Raw genomic sequence first — 22691 nt, forward strand, 5'->3', positions numbered from 1 at the left:
CAGCCCCCCCATCACGCACCCGCAGGGGTCGGATCGTCCCCTTTCACTTCGCGCTTCACTTCCGTCACTTGATCACCCATTTTATTACTCAGATGAACTTCCAGTTGATTAAACGCGATGTTAATTCCATTCTCACGACACAGACGGTCAATGGCGCGGTTCAGCTCGTCTACGGTGTAGCTGCGATCGCGTAATTCACGCACGTACAGACGCAGCTCATGATCCAGCGTGCTCGGGCCGAAATTGGTGAAGAACACCGACGGCTCCGGATCGTGCATGACTTTTGGATGTTCCCTCGCCGCTTGCAGCAGCACTTCTTTGACCTTATCCAGATCAGAACCGTAAGCCACACCCAAACGGATCACCACGCGAGTGATGGTATCGCTCAGCGACCAGTTAATCAGACGCTCGGTGACGAAGGCTTTGTTCGGGATGATCACTTCTTTACGGTCAAAGTCGGTGATGGTGGTGGCGCGGATACGGATCTTGCTGACCGATCCCGAGAATGTCCCGATGGTCACCGTATCGCCGATGCGTACCGGGCGCTCGAACAGGATGATCAGGCCCGATACAAAGTTACCGAAAATTTCCTGTAAACCAAAACCAAGACCGACCGACAGCGCGGCAGCGAGCCATTGCAGTTTGTCCCACGACACGCCAAGCGAGCCGAAGACCGTCATTGCGCCCGCGCCGATAATCACATAATTCAAAATCGTCGTGATGGCGTAAGAGGCCCCCTGGCGCATGTTCAGACGCGAGAGCACCAGCACTTCCAGCAGGCCTGGTAAGTTACGGATTAGCGCCCAGGCAACGCCAAAAGAAATCAGCGCAAACAGCAGGCTACCGAGCGTGACGTTACGTAGCACTTCGGCCCCGGCTTCGGTCACGTTGTAATGCCACAACGTGATGCTGTCGAGATAGGCGAATACGGTGATTAAGTCTGACCAAATCGCCCAGAACATCACGCCAAACAGCGCCGTCATCACCAGCACGGTAATACGCAACGTCTGCTGGTTAACGTCTTCCAGCGCGATGGTCGGTTCTTCCAGCGGCTCAGCCCCTTCTGCACCCTCTTTCACAATATGCTGACGACGCGCCAGCGCACGGCGGTAGGCAATTCGCCGAGCGGCAACACTCAGGCCACGCAGAACAGTCTGGTAAATCAGGTTCCACAGAATGACCAGATAAACAGTTTCAATCCAGCGTCCGGCCAGGCGCAGCGTGGTGTAGAAATAACCGGTGGCTGTCAGCACCATCAGCGCAACCGGCACAATCGCCAGCGTGGTAATGGTTATCAGGCGCAGGCTGTGGGACTCTTTGTCACGCCAGCTGTCGCGGCACATCGGCCAGATAAGCACAGTGACCAGCAGCAGGTTGAGGAAAATCGCAAACTGGCCGAGTACGTCATCCATCAGGTGTAACGGCGAGAGCTCCGCTTCAACAGACCAGAAGTGCAGCGGCAGCAGCGCCAGGCTGATGCGTACAATCTGGCGACGCCAGTGGCTGGTCAGCTGCGGCTGCATGTTGAAATGCATCACCGCCACGCCATTTTTCTCGAGCACTTTCCAGCACATGCCAAAAATCAGCCAGAACAGCGCCAGTTTTTTACTGAATGCCCACAGCAGGTCGCTGATGTTGAGCTGCATGGTCAGCAGGATCAGCCCCACCGCCAGGATTAACATCACCACCGGCAGGGTGCGAATGAGATCGATAAACAGCGCTTTCGGGGTATTGAGCTGGCTGTCGTTACGCAGCTGCCCCACTTCCGAGGCCAGCTTTTGCTGGTAGTTGCGCAGCCATTTCATACGCCAGCGGATAAGCCCGGCGATCAGCAACAGCGGCAATCCGGCAAGGAAAGCAACGAACACCGACGGCCAGGCCTTTTCCCAGTTGACGGTGACTTTCATTTTGCTGAACTGATCTTTCAGCGCAGACGGGAACGATTTAATCCAATCCCAGTCCATCGGTTTGTTGCTGTTCACCCAGAAAATTTGCTGGGTAAGAATGGAGCGCAGGCTTTTCGAGACGCTCATCAACTGCTGCTGATTTACCTGCAGGTTGATAGCCATCATCAGCTGGTTGCCGAGCTGCTTGTTCATCTGGTCTAGCAATTCACGACGCATGTCGACCACTTGGGTCAGCGCATCGGTTACTTCGTCGGTGACGTCAGTCTTGTGACCCTCTTCCAGCTTCGCCACGAAATCGTCGCTCTGGAACAGCGCATCGCGCTGCTGATTCACTTCAAACTGCTCAAGACGCAAGTCCGCTATGCGGTTGGTCATGTCTTCCAGTTCATCCGCCGACGGCAGCGTCTGCTGTTCCTGATAGAGAATTCGCGACAGCAGCAGGCTGCCTTTGAGCATCGAAATCTGTTCTTTGATGTTGCGTTCGGACTGCAGCGCGCGGTCGAGCCAGGTTTTGACCCGAATATTCTGCTGTACCAGTTGGTTGCCGGTCTCGGTCGCCTTAATCAAACGTTCGCTGAGCTGATGGTTAACATCCAGCTCCTGTTTGACCAACGGATTCGCCTGAATGCGTTCGGCATCGTCAGGTGAGACCGCTTCCTGTGCCGTTTTTTCGGTCAGGGTCAGACGCTTGCTGTTTACCGCTTCCTGTAAAAGCAGGAGTTGATGCTGAAGACGGTTGCTGTTGGCAGTGACGTAATCGCGCTGTTTCTGCAATGTGTCCTGCAACACGGTGTTGCCGGAGAGGCTTTTACGCTGCTGATCGAGTTCGGCATTGAGCAACGCCTGCTGCACTAACAGCATGGTTTGCTGAGTCGGACGCAGCGCGTCTTCACCCACGGTGGTGCCGTTCAGGCGATTACGAATTTGCTGGAGCTGCTGGGACGCGTTGTACATGGCGTTCTGCACGCGTTCGGGCTGTGTTTGCAGAGACACCAGCTGGCTGTTGTAGGTGGCGAGATCGTTCTGCGCATTTTGCAGTTGATCGAGTAATTCAGTGACCCGCGCTTCCAGCTGACGCATAGAAAGCTGATTCAGGTTTTTGCGGGTTTCGACGTCGTTGTCGACGTCGGATAGCGCGTTGAGGCTGTCGGTAGCCTGGCGCATTTTAGCCGGGGCCTGGTCTATCTGCTGTTTAAGCTGCGCAGTTTCATCTTTGACGCGGTCAATTTTATCGAGCAGTTGCAGCGTGTCCGACAGGTCCTGCTCAACGAGCTTATCCTGCGGAGTGAGTTCTTTTTTCTTACTCAGCGTTGTGAGTTGCTTTTGCACGTCGGCCCGATCAGGCAGATCGTTATTGCTTTGCGCGCGCGCCTGCGAAATGCCAAAGGTACCGAAGAAAAAGGTCAGAGCGATGATGAGCGCGGAAAATGATTTTCGCCAGAAATTGTTGTGCAGCATAGTGTCAGCATGAATGAGTTCAGGGCCGGAGACGCCGGGAGCAATTGCTGGCGAAGAATAGCATTTCTCCCGTTCGCCGAATAGCAGTCAGCCTTAGGAAAATTCCGGGTATATTCCCTCTTGCCCATTCATTGCGACGGGCCGGCCCTCAGCGTCGGGCAAAGCTGGTACATTTCCAGCAAAATAGCGATGTAGTCTCGGGCTTCTTTTTTCAGGTCAAAGGTGTCGGGAGAAAATAACCAATTCTCGACAATTCCGGAAATATAGCTACGCATCAAAATGGCAGCGCGTCGGGTAAGTAAATCTGCCGGAAGTTGTCCAGCGAGGGTACATTCCCGTAAGGCCTGTTCTACCCGGTCATAACTTTCAAGGCAAAGGTCGCGCTGAACTTGCTGTACAGTGGCCATTTCGCCAACAAATTCACATTTATGGAAGATTATCTCCATCAATAACCGCCGACGCTCTACAACCACCGTTGCTTCCAGGATATAGACTAGTATTTCCCTAAGAACTGAGAGTGGATCGCCGGGGAATTTTGCCTGATACTCAGACTCAAGACTGCCGATACTGAATTCATAAAGCTGCCAGATTTCGTTAAATAAATCTGATTTGTTCTTGAAATGCCAGTAAATTGCTCCGCGGGTTACACCAGCCGCTTTTGCAATCTCGGCCAGCGAGGTGGATGATACCCCCCGTTGGGAAAACAACCGCAGGGCCACATCAAGAATGTGATGCCGTGTTTCCAGGGCTTGTTGTTTGGTTTTTCGTGCCATAGGTTGGTGAATTTACAGAGGTTAGATTTACATACATTTGTGAATGTATGTACCATAGCACGACCATAATATAAAGCAGCAATGGGTTTGTGGACATTTGATCCATTGATCAATTTGAAATCGGACACTCGAGGTTTACATATGAACAAAAACAGAGGGTTAACGCCTCTGGCGGTCGTTCTGATGCTTTCAGGCAGCTTAGCGCTTACAGGATGTGACGATAAACAGGCTCAACAAGGAGCAGCGCATACGCCAGAAGTTGGTGTTGTAACGCTCAAAACTGAACCTCTCCAAATCACGACTGAATTACCTGGCCGCACCAGTGCTTTCCGTATCGCAGAAGTTCGTCCTCAGGTGAGTGGCATTATCCTGAAACGCAACTTTACGGAAGGCGGTGAAATCAAGGCTGGCGAGTCTCTGTATCAGATTGATCCAGCAACCTATCAGGCTTCCTATGACAGCGCGAAAGGCGATCTGGCGAAAGCAGAAGCTGCCGCTAAAATTGCTCAGCTGACGGTTAACCGTTATCAGAAACTGGTGGGTACTCAGTACATCAGTAAACAGGATTACGACACCGCGCTGGCTGATGCACAGCAGGCTAACGCCTCCGTTGTTGCGTCGAAAGCTGCGGTTGAAAGCGCGCGTATCAACCTGGCGTACACCAAAGTGACTTCTCCAATCGGTGGCCGCATTGGCAAATCTTCCGTTACCGAAGGTGCGCTGGTACAGAACGGTCAGGCTGATGCCCTGGCGACCGTTCAGCAGCTTGATCCTATCTATGTGGATGTTACGCAATCCAGTAACGATTTCCTGCGTCTGAAGCAGGAACTGACCAGCGGTGCGCTGAAGCAAGTTGACGGCAAAGCGAAGGTCGACCTCGTTACTCAGGACGGTATCAAATATTCGCAGAGCGGTACCCTGGAATTCTCTGATGTGACCGTAGACCAGACCACCGGTTCTATTACCCTCCGTGCAGTCTTCCCTAACCCTGACCATACCCTGTTACCGGGCATGTTCGTGCGAGCGAAACTGGAAGAAGGGACCAACCCGACGGCGCTGCTGGTACCTCAGCAGGGCGTAACGCGTACCCCACGTGGTGATGCCAGCGTCATGTTGGTCGGTGAAGGCGACAAAGTCGAACTTCGCCAGATTACCGCAACCCAAGCTATCGGCGACAAATGGCTGGTTACCGACGGTCTGAAAACAGGCGATCGCGTCATCATTACCGGTTTACAAAAAGTGAGGCCGGGCGCTCAGGTAAAAGCGCAGGAAGTCACTTCTGACGCACAGCAGCAAACTGCAGGTAATGCAGCGTCAGAACAGCCTAAGTCTTAACTTAAACAGGAGACGTTAAGACATGCCTAATTTCTTTATCGATCGCCCCATATTCGCGTGGGTGATCGCCATCATTATCATGCTGGCAGGGGGGCTTGCGATCCTCAAATTGCCGATAGCGCAATATCCAACGATTGCGCCACCGGCGATTGCTATCACAGCCGTGTATCCAGGAGCGGATGCTGCGACTGTGCAGAACACCGTGACGCAGGTTATCGAACAGAATATGAACGGTATCGATAACCTGATGTATATGTCTTCCAACGGTGACTCTACCGGTACAGCAACCATTACCCTGACCTTCCAGTCCGGTACCGATCCAGACATCGCTCAGGTTCAGGTTCAGAACAAACTGCAGCTGGCGATGCCGCTTCTGCCGCAGGAAGTTCAACAGCAGGGTGTGAGCGTGGAGAAAGCCTCCAGCAGCTTCCTGATGGTTGTCGGTGTTATCAACACCAACGGCACCATGACCCAAGACGATATCTCCGACTACGTTGCCGCCAACATGAAGGACCCGATTAGCCGTACTTCCGGCGTCGGTGACGTTCAGCTGTTCGGTTCTCAGTACGCAATGCGTATCTGGATGGATCCGAACAAGCTGAATAACTACCAGTTGACGCCAGTTGACGTCATTAACGCACTGAAAGCACAGAACGCCCAGGTGGCGGCCGGTCAGTTAGGCGGTACGCCGCCAGTGAAAGGCCAGCAGCTGAATGCCTCGATCATTGCCCAGACGCGTCTGACTAACACCGATGAGTTCGGCAAAATCTTGCTGAAAGTCAATCCGGACGGTTCGCAGGTTCGTCTGCGTGACGTGGCGAAGATTGAACTCGGCGGCGAAAACTACGACGTTGTGGCGAAGTTTAACGGACAGCCTGCATCAGGTCTGGGGATCAAACTGGCGACCGGCGCGAACGCGCTGAACACCGCCGATGCGATCCGTGCAGAACTGAAACGCATGGAGCCTTTCTTCCCGGCAGGGATGAAAATCGTTTACCCATACGACACCACGCCATTCGTGAAAATCTCCATTCACGAAGTGGTGAAAACGCTGGTTGAAGCGATTATCCTCGTGTTCCTCGTTATGTATCTGTTCCTGCAGAACTTCCGAGCCACGCTTATCCCAACCATCGCGGTACCCGTGGTATTGCTCGGCACCTTTGCGGTACTTTCCGCCTTCGGTTACTCGATAAACACCCTGACGATGTTCGGGATGGTGCTCGCCATCGGGCTGTTGGTGGATGACGCCATCGTGGTGGTCGAGAACGTCGAGCGTGTCATGGCCGAGGAAGGGCTACCGCCGAAAGAAGCGACCCGTAAATCAATGGGCCAGATCCAAGGCGCGTTGGTGGGTATCGCCATGGTACTGTCCGCAGTATTTATCCCGATGGCATTCTTCGGGGGTTCAACCGGTGCGATTTATCGTCAGTTCTCCATCACCATCGTTTCTGCGATGGCCCTGTCGGTTCTCGTGGCGTTGATCCTGACCCCTGCCCTGTGTGCCACCATGCTGAAGCCTATTCAGAAAGGCGGCCACGGCGAGCACAAAGGGTTCTTCGGCTGGTTTAACCGCATGTTCGATAAGAGCACGCACCATTACACCGACAGCGTAGGCAACATTCTGCGCAGCACCGGTCGTTATCTGCTGCTGTATATCATCATCGTGGTCGGCATGGCTTACCTGTTCGTCCGTCTGCCAAGTTCGTTCCTGCCAGATGAAGACCAGGGCGTCTTCCTGACCATGGCGCAGCTGCCAGCAGGTGCGACGCAGGAACGTACGCAGAAAGTCCTTGATGAGGTAACGGATTACTACCTCAACAAAGAGAAAGCCAACGTAGAATCCGTGTTCGCGGTTAACGGCTTCGGCTTCGCCGGTCGTGGTCAGAACACCGGTATTGCGTTCGTTTCTCTGAAAGACTGGAGCGAACGTCCGGGTGAGGAAAACAAAGTTGGTGCGATCACTGGTCGCGCGATGGCGCGCTTCTCGCAGATTAAAGATGCGATGGTGTTCGCCTTCAACCTGCCAGCGATTGTTGAACTGGGTACAGCAACCGGCTTTGACTTCCAGCTAATTGACCAGGCGGGCCTCGGCCACGAAAAACTGACGCAGGCGCGTAACCAGCTGTTTGGCGAAGTGGCTAAACATCCTGACATGCTGGTCGGTGTTCGTCCGAACGGTCTGGAAGATACGCCGCAGTTCAAAATCGATATCGATCAGGAAAAAGCACAGGCGCTCGGTGTGTCCATTAGCGACATCAACACTACACTGGGAGCCGCTTGGGGCGGTAGCTACGTCAACGACTTCGTTGACCGTGGGCGCGTGAAGAAAGTGTATGTGATGTCCGAAGCGCCATACCGTATGCTGCCGAATGATATTGGCAACTGGTACGTCCGTGGCAGCAATGGCCAGATGGTACCGTTCTCCGCCTTCTCCACCTCGCGTTGGGAATACGGTTCACCGCGTCTGGAACGCTATAACGGTCTGCCTTCGATGGAAATCCTCGGCCAGGCGGCACCGGGTAAGAGTACCGGTGAAGCGATGCTGCTGATGGAACAGCTGGCGAGTAAACTGCCGACTGGTGTGGGCTACGACTGGACGGGGATGTCCTACCAGGAACGTCTGTCCGGTAACCAGGCCCCTGCCCTGTACGCAATTTCACTGATTGTCGTGTTCTTGTGTCTGGCAGCCCTGTACGAGAGCTGGTCGATTCCGTTCTCGGTCATGCTGGTGGTTCCGCTCGGGGTTGTGGGTGCGCTGTTAGCCGCCACGTTCCGCGGGCTGACCAACGACGTGTACTTCCAGGTAGGCCTGCTGACAACCATTGGCTTGTCGGCGAAGAACGCGATTCTTATCGTGGAATTCGCCAAAGATCTGATGGAAAAAGAAGGTAAAGGCCTGATTGAATCGACGCTCGAAGCGGTCCGTATGCGTCTGCGTCCGATTCTGATGACCTCTCTGGCGTTTATCCTCGGGGTAATGCCGCTGGTTATCAGTACTGGTGCAGGTTCCGGTGCACAGAACGCCGTTGGTACTGGCGTAATGGGCGGGATGATCACCGCGACCGTTCTGGCTATCTTCTTTGTTCCAGTGTTCTTCGTGGTGGTTCGCCGCCGTTTCAGTAAAAAGAACGAAGATGTTGAACATAGTCATCCGGTAGAACGTCATTAATTAACGTTTACTGTAATGAAAAAGGGCCGCTTCTGCGGCCCTTCTTTTTTGTCTCATAAGATGAATCGCACGTATTGCGCAATCGTTTATTTAACGCCAACAATCATCAGGGATATAATCTTAATAATGTGGATATTTTCCGCAGTCAATATGCGGAAATTCTGCCTTGTTTTCAGACGTTCACTTAAGATTACTCTTGGTTTGATTGCCTTGCACTATATGGCTATTCACTAAAACGGCCTTTCATTAAACATAAGCTAATGAAAAATAAGCGTGTCTGAGCCTCTTTTCCGATAACAGTCTTACGTCATTGGTATTAGGAATGTCGTGAAATGTGGATGGTGACGCGCGAAATAACGGTAATTGTAATTTTTCGTAATAGCGCGGTGAAATCTTTTTCAGAGTAGATTATAGTTACCGTATCAGGTTCACAGAGTATGTTCCGGGTCAGACAGCAGTATCCATCCCACACGGTGTTTGTTGATTAATCATAAGGGGATGCGTTATGGACGAATATTCGCCAAAAAGACATGATCTCGCACAGCTTAAATTTCTCTGTGAAACGTTGTATCATGACTGTCTCGCTAACCTTGAAGAAAATCGAGCTGGCTGGGTTAATGACCCCACGTCGGCGCTGAATCTTCAACTCAATGAACTGATCGAGCATATTGCAACCTTCGCACTTAATTACAAAATTAAGTATAACGAAGACAATAAATTGATCGCGCAAATTGATGAATATCTGGACGATACCTTTATGTTGTTCAGTAACTACGGCATTAATGCAGATGACCTGCAGAAATGGCGGAAGTCTGGAAACAGACTCTTCCGTTGCTTTGTCAATCTTAGCCGGACGAACCCTGTAAGTCTTTCTTGTTAAAATTATTACAATCAAAAAGGTGAAGTTATGTCAGATCAACCTTTAACAAAAACTGATTATTTGATGCGACTGCGACGTTGTCAGACGCTTGATACATTAGAACGCGTTATTGAAAAAAATAAATATGAACTCTCAGATAATGAACTGGCTGTTTTTTACTCAGCAGCGGATCATCGTCTCGCAGAACTCACAATGAATAAGCTCTATGATAAGATTCCATCATCAGTGTGGAAATTTATACGTTAATTAACACTGCTTATGTTCCCCTTCCTCTTACTTTCTTTACTGACAACAGTACAGATTACAATGTGATAAAAGTCACACGTCGAGCCAGGGAACGTTCCCCATTGGCGCGACAGCCTATACTGTGGCTCTCTGATTAAAAGGAGAATCACATGAGTGAAGAAAAACGTAAAATGATCGCCGGAGAGCTGTATCGTCCGGGTGATGCCACCCTCCGTGCCGACCGTTTATGCGCCAGAAACTCTTTGCATCAATACAATCACTCCTCGCCTGAGGAGAAAGCGCTACGCTCCCGCTTGCTCGGTGAACTGCTCGGGCGGGCTGAAGACGCGTATATTGAGCCCACTTTCCGCTGCGATTACGGCTACAACATTTTCCTCGGTCATCACTTTTACGCTAATTTCGACTGCGTGATGCTGGACGTCTGTCCGATTCGGATTGGCGATAACTGCATGCTCGCCCCCGGCGTACATATTTATACCGCCACCCACCCGCTGGATGCCGACGAGCGTAATAGCGGGGCGGAATACGGAAAACCAGTAACGATTGGCAACAGCGTCTGGGTTGGCGGAAGAGCCATCATTAATCCTGGGGTCACTATCGGTGATAACGCGGTGATTGCATCCGGTGCTGTGGTGGTAAAAGATGTCCCGGCCAATGCGGTGGTGGGTGGCAATCCGGCGAAGATAATCAAAATGCTCGCCTGACTGTTATGCTTTTCTGTCACTGAACTGTTACTTTTCGCCTGAATTGACGCAACATAAAATAGGGCATCCCTGATTCAGGCATAACAGAAGGCGCAGATGTCCGAAATCCAACAACTGCTCACCCGTACCATCAATGAGCTGAACAGCACCGAGAAGCGTGACAACCGTCCGCGCTTCAGCATCAGCTTTATCCGCCGCTTCCCAGGGCTGTTTATCGCCATGTATCTCGGCTTCCTCGCCACCTGGATTGTGATGTACCGTTCGGAAACGCTGGCGGATTCTCAATGGCTGTTGGTGGTGCTGTTCATCGTGATGAATGGATTTTTCTTTTTTGACGTGGCCCCGCGCTACCGTTACGAAGATATCGACGTGCTCGATTTCCGCGTCTGCTACAACGGTGAGTGGTATAACACCCGTTTCGTACCCGAAGCGCTAATCGACAGCATCATGCAGTCGCCGCGCGTGGCAGAGCCGCAGAAAAGCCAGCTGAAGAAAATGATCGCCACCAAAGGTGAACTGTCGTTCTACGACATCTTTACTCTGACGCGCGCCGAGTCTGCGTAATAAGCTGATTCAGGGTACGGATCCCGGCCACAAACCGCGACGCCGACGTATTGCCGTACCCCAGCACAATCCCGGTTTCGCCCTGAGATGGGTCAAGATAGAAACGACTCAGTGCCGCCGGGGCCAGCTGGAACTGGCGCGCTAAATCCACCACCTTTCCGTCATCAATCCCGTCAATTTTCACCGTCAGGTGCATTCCCCCTTCCCCGGCAGAAATCAGGTGTGGAAACGTCAGCTCCTGCTCAATGGCCTCCCGTAGCTGCGCCTGACGCTTACGGTATAATCGACGCATCGACGCCAGGTGCCGCGCGTAGTGCCCTTCCTCAATGAAATGGGCCAACGTTCGCTGCTCGGCGCGATGCCCTCCGCGTAACAACGAATCAATCGCAGGCTGCACCGATTTTGCCAGCGCTTTGGGCATCACCACAAATCCGATCCGCAGCGACGGAAACAGCGTTTTGCTGAACGTCCCGAGATACACCACCGGTGCATTCGGCACCATCCCGAGCATCGCCGGAATCGGCTCGCCGCTGTAGCGAAACTCACTGTCGTAATCATCTTCAATAATCCACGCGTCATGCTGACGGGCGAACTCCAGCCACGCCAGACGTCGCGTGGCGCTCATCAGATTTCCGAGCGGATACTGGTGCGAAGGCGAGGTGAAAATGAATCGCGGCGAGGGCAATACTGCCGAGGTAAAGCACATGCCGTCTTCATCCACCGGAAGGCCATGAATCGGTAATCCAGCGGAAATAAACGCGCTGCGTGCGCCAAAATAACCTGGGTCTTCAAACCACACCGGCTGGCCTCTTTCACTCAGCAGCTGGGTGCACAAATTCAGCCCTTCGCGTGCGCCTTCGGTAATCACCACCTGGTTTGCATCGCAATCAATCCCACGTGACAGCGCCAGATGCCGGGCAACCGCCACCCGCAACGACCATTCGCCAGCGGAATCACCGTAGCCCAACAGCGCGCTGCCTTCATCACGCCATACGCGGTCGAGCAAACGGCGCCAAAGCGGCAACGGGAAATAGTTCACCGCAGGCGTGCCCGGCGTAAACGCCAGCGCCGGCGAATCCCGACGCGTACCCGCGGGCAGCTGTGCCAGATGCGGTGGCAGGCTGATTACCAAGGGCGGGGTCGTTTCATTCGCCGGGGAATGGGGCAGCGTCGCCACCTGAGAGCCCTGTCGGTCACGCAGCAAATAGCCTTCCGTCGCCAGCTGATCCAGCGCGGCGTTAATGGTATTACGCGAAAGTTGCAGCTGCTGGGCAATGGCGCGCGAGCCGGGCAGACGGCTCTGCGGCTGAAGTTGCCCGTTCAGAATGGCGTTGCGCAGCGCATGGTAAATCGTCCGCTGCAGCGTTTCGCCGTCGCGCAACTGCACGGCCTTTGCCAGCAGCCCATAAAACGCATCATCAGGAATATTCATCGGCTCTCCTCGTGGTACCACAAGAAGATACGCCAGTGGCTCTTTCCAGGGAACCATCAGCGCCCTATTCTGCGTAAACGCGTCCAAAAAAGGAGTCCGTATGAGTCAGAAAAATGAGTTTGGTCAACCGGTTGGGGAAGCGCTTCCGGACTGGCAACCGCGCCCGCACCCGGGTCGTGAAACCCTGGAAGGCCGTCTGTGCCGCCTCGAACCTTTACGGGCAGAACATGCCGACGCGCTGTTTGCTGCCTATCAGCTGGCGGAAGACACCCGCGCCTGGACATGGCTGCTGCGCGAACCGGACACCGACGTGGAAAGCTACCGCGCGTGGGTGCAAAGTGTGGTGAGCTTACCGGACCCGATTCACTTCGCCGTCATCGATAAACAGAGCGGGCAGCCGGTTGGCACGCTGGCGCTGATGCGCATCGACAGTAAAAATGGCGTCGTTGAAGTGGGCCATGTGCATTTTTCACCGCTGCTGAGCCGCACCCCGATGTCCACCGAAGCGCAATGGCTGCTGATGCGTTACGCGTTCGACACTCTCGGCTATCGCCGCTACGAGTGGAAATGTAACAGTCTGAATGAGCCGTCACGTCGCGCCGCGCTGCGCATGGGCTTCCAGTATGAAGGGCATTTTCGTCAGGCTTTGGTTATCAAAGGACACAATCGTGACACCGACTGGTTTTCGATCATCGACCAGGAATGGCCTGAGGTCGATGAGGCAATGCAGAAATGGCTTGCCGCCGACAATTTTACCGCCGACGGCAAGCAGAGGACTTCCCTGGAAAGTTGGCGACAGCCAAAACGTTAACGTCTTTTCTTACGCCCCTGCACGGCTTTAAAGCGGGGGTTTGTTTTGCAAATGACGTACAGCCGCCCTTTGCGTCTTACAATCTGACAATCCGGGTGGCGCTGTTTCGCGCTTTTAAGTGAATTCAGAACCTGTATGTTTAGCCTCGTTTCGCATCAAGAAAGCCGCCAAAACGCTGACGGAAACGCGCCATGCTGCCTTCATTCGAGAAGGTTTTTTGCTTCCCGGTATAGAACGGATGCGACTTAGACGACACTTCAAGGGTGATGTACGGGAAAGTTTCCCCGTCCAGTTCGATTTCCCTGTCGGTTTTAATGGTGGACCCGACTTTGAAGTATTCGTTGGCGCTGGTGTCGTGGAATACCACGGTACGGTAGTGTGGATGGATATCGGTTCTCATAATCAACCTCAATTGTTATAGTATAACATAACAACAAAGTACGCCGACCGGGAATGAATATCAACCATGAGAAACACGAGGTTTTTCTGTTACCAATAAAAAAGGGCGAACATGTCGCCCTTTCCTTTGACCAGATCTATATTCGCCGCGTAGCGTCAGCGGGCGTTTTTTTGTTCCTGGCCCACCAGCAGCGTGGTCAGCGTAAACGACAGCACCAGCGCAATCACCACACCCGAAAACGCAAAGACAAAATACGGGCCGATATAGGCCGGTAAACTGAAAATGCTCGACAAAATGTAGCCGTACAGGCGCACACCGAAGAACGCGATAAACGCTGAGGCTACTGAACTGGCAATCGTTGCGGCGATAAAGGCCTTTTTATAGCGCGTCAGCACGCCAAACAGCGCCGGTTCGGTAATGCCGAGCAACGCGGAAACCGCCGCCGACAGCGTCACCGTACGGTCCTGGCGATCTTTGCTCAAACGCCAGATAGCAAACGTCGCCCCGGCAATCGCCATATTGGCCATAAACATCATCGGCATCAGCATGTCGTAGCCGCGATCGCTGAAGTTTTGCAGGGCAATCGGCGTCATTGCGTGGTGCATCCCGGTCAGGATTGCCACCGGACGGATTGCGCCCACCACCAGTCCGGCAAAGCTCGCTGACACGCTGAACAGGCCTTCGATAAACAACGCCAGCCCTTTACCCAGCCAGATACCAACCGGACCAATCACCACCAGTGCCGCCAGCGCGCCGATAAACAGCGTCAGCGTTGGCGTGAACACAGTTTTCAGCACCTCCGGCATAATGCTGTCGACCCATTTATGGATGTATTTCAGCGCCAGCACCGAGAAAATCACCGGAATAACGCTCGATGAATAGTTAAACACCGACACCGGGATAGCGTTCATCAGCCACAGCGCGGAAGCCGCATCCGGCTGGTGCGTAGCCAGCGCCTTCGCCGCGTCGATTAAGGTCGGATACATCAGGCAGGCCGCCACCGCCGCCGCGAGGTATTCATTGGTTTTGAAGATTTTCGCTGCGGAAACCGCCAGGAAAAACGGCAGGAAATAGAACACGCCGCTGGCGATAAGGTCGATGACCATCACCGTTTCACTTTTCGGCGACACCACCTTCAGCGCAATTAATCCGGCCAGTAAACCTTTGATCATCCCGGCCCCGGCAATCGCCGGCACAATCGGACCAAACACCCCAGAGACGGTATCCATAAACAGCGATACCAGGCTTTTTCGCCCTTTTGAGTCCGACGCGGCTGGCGCATCACGCTGGCCCAACGTTTCCTGCAATTGCTCATACCAGCCGTTCACCTTCGGGCCGATGATTATCTGGAACTGATCGCTTTGTAATTGCGCACCCAGCACGCCGGGTAGCTTCTTAATTTCACTCTGTTCTATTTTGCTATCATCAATTAAATCAAAGCGTAAGCGGGTCATGCAGTGCCAGACTTTATTGATATTATCTTGCCCACCGACCAGCTGAATAATCCGGGCGATGGCGTCTCGCGTCCCCATAGTGACTCCTGCGAAGTGTACTTGTTTTGGTTATCCGGATGGTAATAAAGCCCATCGCGTAAAACAAACCAATAAAATTTGAAGGCCATCACATTTCTAGTTCTAATTAGCCATCAATGTCGTTTTCGGGCACAATTGGTCTGGTTTTTAATTCAATTAACCTTCTATTTCAGACCAAAATATTTATTCCAGAAAAAGGTTTACCTGCCACTGAAAATAGGGCGAAGATAAATCATCAATCGTGTTCTTTTTTCGTCTCAGACAGGGAGCTTTTTTCCGTGCAACCGACGCTTATTACCGCTATCGACTGCTTCATCACCCGCCCCGACCGCCATAATCTGGTGACGGTGCGCGTTACTACTGACAAAGGCGTTATCGGCCTTGGCTGCGCCACATTTCAGCAGCGCCCGCTGGCGGTCAAAACGCTGGTCGATGAATATCTGCGCCCGCTGCTGATTGGCCGCGACGCCAATAATATCGAAGATCTCTGGCAGATGATGAACGTCAACGCCTACTGGCGTAACGGCCCGGCGATGAACAACGCCATGGCCGGGGTTGATATGGCGCTGTGGGATATCAAAGCGCGGCTGGCGAATATGCCGCTGTATCAGCTGCTGGGTGGAAAATCCCGGGATGCAATCGCCGCCTATTCGCACGCCAGCGGTGAAACGCTGGAAGAGCTGTTCGTCGCTGTCGATGGGCTGCTGGAAATAGGCTATCGCCATATTCGCTGCCAGCTCGGCTTTTACGGCGGCACGCCGACGGAATTACATGCCCCAGAAAACCCTTCGTCCGGCGCGTGGTTCGATCAGGATCAGTACATGCGCAACACGGTGGAAATGTTCCGCGCCCTGCGCGAGCGCTACGGCCACCGTTTCCATATTCTGCATGACGTCCACGAACGCCTTTTCCCGCAGCAGGCGGTACAGTTAGCCAAACAGCTCGAACCGTACCAGCCATACTTTATTGAAGACATTTTGCCACCGCAGCAAACCCCGTGGCTGGCACAAATTCGTCAGCAGAGCAGCGTTCCGCTGGCGCTGGGCGAGCTGTTCAACAACCCTGCGGAATGGCACGACGTGATTGTGAACCGGCAGATTGATTTTATTCGCTGCCATGTTTCGCAGATTGGCGGGGTAACTCCGGCGCTGAAGCTGGCGGTGCTGTGTCAGGCCTTTGGCGTGCGTCTGGCCTGGCATGGCCCTGGTGACATGACGCCGATTGGCGTGGCGGTGAATACGCATCTGAATATTCATCTGCACAACGCCGCGATTCAGGAATACATTCCGCGCTCGGCCACCACCGACGCGGTATTCCCTGGCGCACCGGAAGTCAAAGATGGCTACGTATATCCACCGCAGGCCAATGGCATTGGCGTCGATTTCAACGAAGCGCTGGCCCTCGCGCATCCGGTGGCTTACCGTCCGCATGAATGGACCCAAAGCCGCCTGCCAGACGGCTCACTGCACACGCCGTAATCAGCCAGGCTGCTGGCGGAATGCGAGGTTATCGCGGTTATGCGGAATCACGTAGGTGCAGGTGTAGTTGATGTCGATAATGTCGCTGACCGCGTAGACCTGCCCGCCCGCCAGAAGGCCACGGTTATTGATGAGCATCGCCGGGCTGCCCTTTTTGCAGCCCAATAATTCCGCCTGTTCCCGACTAACGTTTACCGCCCGATACGTCGTGAGCATGTGCGAAATCTGATAGCCCTTTTCCAGAACATATTGCTGTAACGATCGTTCGATAACCTGCTGATTAAGGTCAGCGAACGCCGTCGACGGCATGCGTGATACCTCGATTTGCACTGGGCTGTCGTCCACATAGCGCAGACGACAAAACTGCCAGATAAAATCATCATCCGTTAGCCCGAATATCTGTTGCTCCTCGCGATTCGGGCGCTTTTTATGCAGGCTTATCATCCGATAACGCATCTGGTCGAAACGTTTTTCGGTAATCGAGTTGTACACCAACGGATTATTTCGCGCCTGTTCGTTAATCCAGCATCCCGATCCCTGCACAATTCTGACGACGCCAATACTCGCCAGCTTTTCCAGTGCCTGACGCACCGTAAAGCGCGACACGCCATATTCTTCCGCCAGCTGTCGTTCAGGTGGCAGTTTGCGCGGGGCCGAATCACCCTGCTGATAAATTTTGCTGAGCAGATCCTGCGTGACGAATTCATTTTTTTTCATCGGCACTTCCCAAATTAGTCCTTTGAAAAAAGACAGTTAACCCTATCATTGCATATAATTGGCAGAACATGACGAATTCAGCGCTGAAAGGAAAACAGGCCCATGACAAGTAAAAGAACGATAGGTCTGGTCGTGGTCGTGTTGATCCTTTCGGTCCTGTTGCCGGTCACGCTCAGCGTGTGGCTCGCGCATTATCAGGCAGAAAAAGAGTTTAACCATGACCTCAACCAATACGGTGAGCGCACCATACTGCGCACGCATCTGGTGGTGGAACAGGCTAAATCGACGCTGAAAGAAATTGACGCCTTTCAGGGCCTAACCTGTAGCCCAGCGCATCTGCAAGCGATGCGACGTGTGTCCTATACGCACCGTGACATCCAGGAAGTCTTATCGCTCAATGGCATGAAGCCGGAATGTTCTTCCCTCGAAAGCCACAGTAGCGAAATACAGTTTCCGCCGGCCAACCGCCGGACCCCGGATGGCTATCGCGTTTGGCTGACCAACAGCAACGACTTGGGCATCAATCATGACATGGTGGCACTGGCGAGCCAACGTCATATGGTGATGATTGATCCCGGCTCATTTGTCGACGTCGTTCCCTTCGCGCAATGGACTATTAACACCGTGCTGATTGGCAGCCATAGCGGCGGCATCATCGCCCAAAGCGCACCGTTTGACCTGTTGCTATGGCAGCAGGAGCGCCACAAAGGCGACCATACCTTTGAGCACGATGGCATGCTTTACAACTTACGCGACTACCCGGATATCGGCTTATCGCAGGTGGTCTGGGCTCCTGTTGCGCCGCTGACTGACAAATGGCACCAGCAGTTGCAGCTCTGGCTGCCGCTCGGCGTGTTAATCAGCGGCCTCGCGTCGCTGCTGATTCTGCGCATGGTGCGCAATTTGCAATCGCCCTATCACCGTATGCTCGACGCCATCAACGCCCGCAGCCTCGACGTGTATTATCAGCCGATTGTCTCGTTACGCTCGGGCCGGATCGTTGGCGCAGAAGCCCTGGCCCGCTGGCGACAGCCGGACGGTACCTTTTTGTCACCGGAGATTTTCGTTCCGCTGGCCGAGCAAACCGGACTGATTACTCGCCTGACCGGCCTTATCGTCGAGACAGTATTTGAGGATCTGGGTCCATGGCTGAAGCAGCATCCGACCCAACACGTCTCGATCAATCTCGATCCGCAGGATTTGATCACCACGCGGTTACCTGCCCAGCTCGCGCAGCAGTTGAACAAATGGAGTTTAACGCCGTCACAGGTGGCGTTAGAGCTAACCGAACGCAGCTTTATCGATTTGAAAAACAGCGCCGACACCCTGAGCCAGCTACGTCAGGCGGGGTATGCGCTGTACATCGATGATTTCGGCACTGGCTATTCCAGTCTCAGCTATCTGCAAAATCTCGACGTCGACATCATCAAAATCGATAAGTCGTTTGTCGATGCGCTGGAGTTTAAAAACGTCACCCCGCACATCATTGAAATGGCCAAATCATTGCAGCTGGCGATGGTGGCGGAAGGCGTGGAAACCGAGGAGCAGCGCCGCTGGCTGGCGGAACACGGGGTACAGTTTGGCCAGGGCTGGCTGTTCTGCAAAGCGCTGCCGCAGGCGGAGTTTATTACCTGGGCTGAGGAGAATCTGCATCCGTCGACGTCAATGTAAAAACGGCTGGCGGCACGCCGCACAGCCGTATTCAACGCTTACTCGTCGAGGATCGGGGAAAAGCCGCCGTAAATCATCCGGTTACCATCAAACGGCATGCTATCGCCCATCTCTTTCATCCGCGGATCGGCCATCATCTTCGCGTTGGCCGCATCCCGAACCTCTTTCGAGGGGTACTCAATCCAGCTGAAAACCACTTCTTCATTGTCTTCGGCTTTTACCGCCATGCGAAAATCGGTCAGCTTGCCGTCCGGCACATCATCTGCCCAACATTCCACCACGCGGGTTGCACCAAACTCTTTAAACAACGGTGCCGCCTTTGCCGCCAGCGCGATATACGCCTCCTTTTTGTCCGCAGGCACGGCAACGACAAAACCATCAACATACTTCATGAGATAACCTCCGAAGTGAACGGTGCGGCCAGCGTTTCTGACCGCATCCGGCGTTGATAAGTTTAGTCGCGACGCCAGCTGAACGCATAACGCAGGCGGCGCGAGGAAAGCAGGAATTCTGGCGATACGCTCGGGCTCCATGAATCGTCACCGCCGACGCCCATGTGGAACGCGTCCAGGTTCAGCCAGCAGCCCGCTTCTTCACGCAGCAAATGCTGATGACTCACGGCATGCAGCTGCTGTTGACCATAGCGACTCAGGCCGAAATGGAACGCGCCCTGCCAGAGATTATCGCCATAGCGCAGTTCGCGGGTGTCGCAGCGCAGGCCATTTTCAGTGGGGAAAACATATGGCGTATGCAGTTTTTCAAGCGGCAACGTCCAGCGCCCCTGACGCGCGGCAAGCTTTCTGTCCGGGTAGTTTTCATGCGGTCCAAGGCCCAGCCACGATGCCTCTGGCGCAATGTCGACCAGCTGACAGCACAGGCCGATGCGCGCAGGCTGAGGGATATCGGTCGCCACGGTGACGTCAATTTCCGCGTGAAGCATGCCATTGTCGTCGATGCGCCAGCACTTATCCGAGATAAACAGCACTTTCTGCTGATGCTCCCAAACGTGGCGAGTGTGAATCACCACTTCATCGCCCTGCTGGCGGCCTTCACAGCGCAGCAGGCGGGCATTCATGGCGTACAGTCCGGCAGCCTTCCAGCGCTCAACCCAGGCATTCGGATCGATGCGCGTGGCTTCGCTGACGCCAATATCGTTATCCAGCGGCGCGCGGGTGAAGTTATCCATCACAGGCGTCAATAATCCCGGCTGTTCGTCTCGCCACCACTGGCTCAGATGCCCGCTTTCCCGGCAAAAAGCCCAGCGCTGGCTACCGTGGGTGACGGTGAAGGCTTTTTCACTCACGGCCAGCTGCGGCGCAAGACCCGTAACGCGTGAAGCAGGCACGGCGAGCGGCGCGGGCAGCGGCCACTGGTTCCAGGCGCAGAGATGATTGGCCTCAGACCAGGCGGTGGCATTGGTCTGCCACACCTCAACGTTCAGCCAGATTTCACCCTCGCCCGCGGGCAGAGTAATTCCTGATAATTCAATACATTGGCTGCTCTGCGGCGCCAGATTAAGCTCGCACTCACCTTCCACCAAACGTTCGCCGTCGCGCGAAATCCACCAGCACAGACGCTCGTTATCGCTGTAACGGAACAGGTATTCGCTGCTGATTTCCACACACAGCGGCGCGAGAGAATGCAGACGGAACTGGAAAAACTGCTGCGCGCGTTTGGCTTCAGACAACGCCGGATGCGGCGTGCGATCCGGAAAAACCAGGCCGTTCATGCAGAACTGGCGATCGTTGGGCGTGTCGCCAAAATCTCCGCCGTAGGCCCAAAATGTCTGCCCATTCGAATCGGTTTTACACAGCGCCTGATCGACCCAGTCCCAGACGAAGCCGCCCTGTAAACGTGGGAACTCGCGGAATGCCTGCCAGTATTTGGCAAAACCGCCAAAGCTGTTGCCCATCGCGTGGGCGTATTCACAAAGGATCAGCGGCCGCGTTTCGCCTGGCAGGCCAATCCATTTTTTCAGCGACCATTTCGGCACCGCCGGGAACGGCTGATCCTGATCAACACGCGCATACATCGGGCAGACGATATCGGTCGCGGCGCTATTCGCCCCGCCGCCTTCGTACTGCACCGGACGCGTCGGATCGGTGGTTTTCAGCCAGCGATACAGCGCATCGTGGTTCGCACCGTGTCCTGATTCATTGCCGAGCGACCAGATAACGATCGACGGATGGTTGCGATCGCGGCTCACCATGCGCGTCACACGCTCGCTCATCGCCGGTAACCAGCGTGGATCGTCCGCCAGACGACGCATCGGCACCATGCCGTGGGTTTCAATATTCGCCTCATCCACCACGTACAGGCCATAGCGGTCACAGAGCCGGTACCACAGCGGATGGTTGGGATAATGCGAGCAGCGTACGGCGTTAAAGTTATTCTGCTTCATCAGCAAAATATCCTGCCGCATCGTGGTCTCATCTACGGCTTGCCCGGTTTGCGGGTGATGCTCGTGGCGGTTCACGCCGCGGATAAGCAGCGGTTTGCCGTTGAGCATCAGCAGGCCATCAATGATGGCTACCCGACGAAAGCCAACATCGCAGGCTTCGGTTTCCAGCGCCTGGCCGTCGGCGTCAAACAGGGTGATCGTCAGTCGATAAAGATTCGGGATCTCGGCACTCCACAATTCCGGTTCGTTAACCGGAATGGCCAGCACCAGCCGTTCGGCCCAGTTGCCGCGCTCATCGACAGTGTCGCTGCCCGGCTTTTGCCGTTGGCGGCCAATTTCCTCGCCATCATGCCAGAGCACCGCTTCCACTTCGGTTTCGTTAAACGCCTCACCTTCCAGCGCCACGTTAAGCTTGAGCACGCCATGGCTGAAATCCTCGTTCAAATCCGTGACGTGATAGTAATCAGCAATCCGCGTCGCGGGCTTATGCAGCAGCGCGACGTCGCGGAAAATGCCGCTCATCCGCCACATGTCCTGATCTTCCAGATAGCTGCCGTCGCACCAGCGCAGCACCATCACCGCCAGCCGGTTACGTCCGGCCACCAGCACCTCGCTGAGGTCAAATTCCGCAGGCAGGCGACTGTCCTGGGAATAACCAATCCACACGCCGTTGCACCACAAATGAAACGCGGAGTTCACGCCGTCGAACACAATTCTCGTCTGCCCTTTTTGCAGCCAGCTTTCCGGCACCTCAACGTCGCGCGAATAGCAGCCTGTCGGGTTGTCGGCAGGCACCTGCGGCGGGGTGACCGGAATGGGATAGGTGACGTTGGTATAAATCGGCGTATCAAAACCCTGCATCTGCCAGTTCGACGGCACCGGCATGGCGACGGCGTCGGGCAAATCGCGTTCGAGCCACGCATCCGGCACCGCTTCAGGGGCGCTAAAGAAGCTAAAACGCCACTCACCGTTGAGGGATTTTAGCGAAGCTGAAGCCACATCTTGCTGCCCCGCAAGTGGATCGCGCCAGCTGTTCATCGGCGCGTGGGCCGCTAAACGATGCCATTGGGTGACGCCGGGGTTTTCCCAGTCACGACGAGCCAGTTGCAGAGCCAGGGTGGTAGGTGCAGATGTCATCAGATAAACCTCTTTGCGAAGCGCTCACAATTTTAATCAGAATGCACCGTTCGGAAAGAAGGGTAAAGGATCCTGT

Annotated in this window: 18 protein-coding genes; 9 read left to right on the forward strand and 9 right to left on the reverse strand. The window is 54.3% G+C overall.

The window, feature by feature from the left end; all coding sequences use genetic code 11:
* Positions 1-11: 11 nt before the first annotated feature.
* Both mscK and acrR read right to left on the reverse strand, forming a co-directional pair.
* Entirely contained in the window at positions 12-3365 is a 3354-nt protein-coding gene (gene mscK, locus MUU47_RS22130) for a mechanosensitive channel MscK (protein ID WP_258990307.1), read from the reverse strand.
* Between the two features lie 128 nt (positions 3366-3493).
* Positions 3494-4138: a multidrug efflux transporter transcriptional repressor AcrR gene (gene acrR / locus MUU47_RS22135; protein WP_159772774.1), complete on the reverse strand. Its 645-nt coding sequence runs from the start codon at positions 4136-4138 to the stop codon at positions 3494-3496.
* 141 nt (positions 4139-4279) lie between these two features.
* Here acrR and acrA point away from each other — a divergent pair, with 141 nt between their 5' ends.
* The 6 genes from acrA to MUU47_RS22165 all read left to right on the forward strand — a co-directional run bounded on the left by acrA (position 4280) and on the right by MUU47_RS22165 (position 11036).
* Positions 4280-5473 carry a multidrug efflux RND transporter periplasmic adaptor subunit AcrA gene (gene acrA, locus MUU47_RS22140; protein WP_258990309.1) on the forward strand — a complete coding sequence of 398 codons (1194 nt, stop codon included), beginning with the start codon at positions 4280-4282 and terminating at the stop codon, positions 5471-5473.
* Positions 5474-5495: 22 nt separating this feature from the next.
* Positions 5496-8642, forward strand: coding sequence for a multidrug efflux RND transporter permease subunit AcrB (acrB, locus tag MUU47_RS22145; protein WP_258990310.1), 3147 nt, complete (start codon positions 5496-5498; stop codon positions 8640-8642).
* A 505-nt stretch (positions 8643-9147) separates the two neighbouring features.
* Positions 9148-9522 carry an Hha toxicity modulator TomB gene (tomB, locus tag MUU47_RS22150; protein WP_110511699.1) on the forward strand — a complete coding sequence of 125 codons (375 nt, stop codon included), beginning with the start codon at positions 9148-9150 and terminating at the stop codon, positions 9520-9522.
* A 27-nt stretch (positions 9523-9549) separates the two neighbouring features.
* On the forward strand, positions 9550-9768 hold the full coding sequence (hha, locus tag MUU47_RS22155; protein WP_125355557.1) for a hemolysin expression-modulating protein Hha: 219 nt from the start codon (positions 9550-9552) through the stop codon (positions 9766-9768).
* A 149-nt stretch (positions 9769-9917) separates the two neighbouring features.
* Entirely contained in the window at positions 9918-10472 is a 555-nt protein-coding gene (gene maa, locus MUU47_RS22160; RefSeq protein WP_258990311.1) for a maltose O-acetyltransferase, read from the forward strand.
* A 96-nt stretch (positions 10473-10568) separates the two neighbouring features.
* A complete protein-coding gene (locus MUU47_RS22165; RefSeq protein ID WP_258990312.1) occupies positions 10569-11036 on the forward strand; it encodes a YlaC family protein in 468 nt (155 codons plus the stop codon).
* Here MUU47_RS22165 and pdxR read toward each other — a convergent pair.
* Positions 11008-12468 (reverse strand): MocR-like pyridoxine biosynthesis transcription factor PdxR, encoded by a 1461-nt coding sequence (gene pdxR, locus MUU47_RS22170; RefSeq protein WP_258990313.1) that lies wholly within the window; start codon positions 12466-12468, stop codon positions 11008-11010. The genes MUU47_RS22165 and pdxR overlap by 29 nt on opposite strands.
* 100 nt (positions 12469-12568) lie before the next feature.
* On the opposite strand from pdxR, the gene MUU47_RS22175 reads away from it, so the two are divergent.
* Positions 12569-13279 (forward strand): GNAT family N-acetyltransferase, encoded by a 711-nt coding sequence (locus MUU47_RS22175; RefSeq protein ID WP_258990317.1) that lies wholly within the window; start codon positions 12569-12571, stop codon positions 13277-13279.
* Here MUU47_RS22175 and ykgO read toward each other — a convergent pair.
* From ykgO to MUU47_RS22190, 3 genes are all read right to left on the reverse strand, one after another.
* Positions 13276-13416 (reverse strand): type B 50S ribosomal protein L36, encoded by a 141-nt coding sequence (ykgO, locus tag MUU47_RS22180; RefSeq protein ID WP_097161539.1) that lies wholly within the window; start codon positions 13414-13416, stop codon positions 13276-13278. The genes MUU47_RS22175 and ykgO overlap by 4 nt on opposite strands.
* A gap of 2 nt (positions 13417-13418) precedes the next feature.
* Positions 13419-13679: a type B 50S ribosomal protein L31 gene (locus tag MUU47_RS22185; RefSeq protein ID WP_159772753.1), complete on the reverse strand. Its 261-nt coding sequence runs from the start codon at positions 13677-13679 to the stop codon at positions 13419-13421.
* Positions 13680-13834: 155 nt separating this feature from the next.
* A complete protein-coding gene (locus MUU47_RS22190; protein ID WP_258990318.1) occupies positions 13835-15211 on the reverse strand; it encodes a PTS transporter subunit EIIC in 1377 nt (458 codons plus the stop codon).
* Between the two features lie 278 nt (positions 15212-15489).
* Here MUU47_RS22190 and MUU47_RS22195 point away from each other — a divergent pair, with 278 nt between their 5' ends.
* Positions 15490-16689, forward strand: a complete 1200-nt coding sequence (locus MUU47_RS22195; protein ID WP_258990319.1) for an enolase C-terminal domain-like protein — start codon at positions 15490-15492, stop codon at positions 16687-16689.
* On the opposite strand, the gene MUU47_RS22200 is transcribed toward MUU47_RS22195, so the two are convergent.
* Complete coding sequence (locus MUU47_RS22200) at positions 16690-17406, reverse strand: GntR family transcriptional regulator (RefSeq protein ID WP_258990320.1); 717 nt, start codon at positions 17404-17406, stop codon at positions 16690-16692.
* A gap of 102 nt (positions 17407-17508) precedes the next feature.
* Here MUU47_RS22200 and pdeB point away from each other — a divergent pair, with 102 nt between their 5' ends.
* Entirely contained in the window at positions 17509-19077 is a 1569-nt protein-coding gene (gene pdeB / locus MUU47_RS22205) for a cyclic di-3',5'-guanosine monophosphate phosphodiesterase PdeB (protein ID WP_258990321.1), read from the forward strand.
* 38 nt (positions 19078-19115) lie between these two features.
* Here the strand turns inward: pdeB and MUU47_RS22210 are convergent, their stop codons facing one another.
* Together MUU47_RS22210 and MUU47_RS22215 are read right to left on the reverse strand one after the other, a co-directional pair.
* On the reverse strand, positions 19116-19469 hold the full coding sequence (locus MUU47_RS22210; RefSeq protein WP_258990322.1) for a DUF1428 domain-containing protein: 354 nt from the start codon (positions 19467-19469) through the stop codon (positions 19116-19118).
* 62 nt (positions 19470-19531) lie between these two features.
* On the reverse strand, positions 19532-22618 hold the full coding sequence (locus MUU47_RS22215) for a beta-galactosidase (protein WP_374684772.1): 3087 nt from the start codon (positions 22616-22618) through the stop codon (positions 19532-19534).
* Positions 22619-22691: the final 73 nt, after the last annotated feature.

The organism is Scandinavium hiltneri (assembly GCF_024764835.1).
GTDB lineage: Bacteria > Pseudomonadota > Gammaproteobacteria > Enterobacterales > Enterobacteriaceae > Scandinavium > Scandinavium hiltneri.